The organism is Teichococcus aestuarii (assembly GCF_003116135.1).
GTDB lineage: Bacteria > Pseudomonadota > Alphaproteobacteria > Acetobacterales > Acetobacteraceae > Pseudoroseomonas > Pseudoroseomonas aestuarii.
In genome coordinates, this window is sequence record NZ_PDOA01000087.1 from 1 (window position 1) to 526 (window position 526).

At 66.5% G+C, this 526-nt stretch carries 1 protein-coding gene; it reads left to right on the forward strand.

Annotation, left to right across the window (positions count from 1 at the left end; translation table 11 throughout):
* Positions 1-64 precede the first annotated feature (64 nt).
* Positions 65-526, forward strand: a 462-nt coding sequence (locus tag CR165_RS24255; protein ID WP_181378361.1) for an IS5 family transposase, incomplete at its 3' end; no start/stop codon positions are given.

Genomic DNA, 526 nt, shown 5'->3' on the forward strand with positions numbered 1-526 from the left:
AGTGCCCGTTTGAGAATGCGGGTGTTGAGGTGTTCAGGGGACATCGTGTGCCCAGATGGGCTGGATGTGGACCAAGGAACACCGTGCCCGCCAGGCAGCCTTCGAGCGGCGCCGCTATCCGACAGACCTGACGGATCAGGAGTGGCATGTGGTTCAGCCTCTGCTGCCGCCCAGCAGTGCCCGCGGCAGGCGCCCTGGCATTGACCTGCGTGAGGTGCTGAACGCGATCCGCTACCTGGCGCGGGCGGGATGCGGCTGGCGCATGCTGCCGGTCCACTTCGGACCATGGCAGACGATCTACTGGTGGTTCCGGCGGCTCGTGCGGCGGTTCCTGTTCGTCACCCTGCATAACATTGCCCTCATGCTCGATCGCGAGCGGGTCGGGCGAGAGGCCAGTCCTTCGGCCGGGGTTCTGGACAGCCAGACGGTGAAGTCGCCTCATGCGCCGGGCGGTGGGGGCTATGATGCTGCCAAGCGGCTCAAGGGCTGCAAGCGCCACATCGCGGTGGACACCGATGGCCGCCTG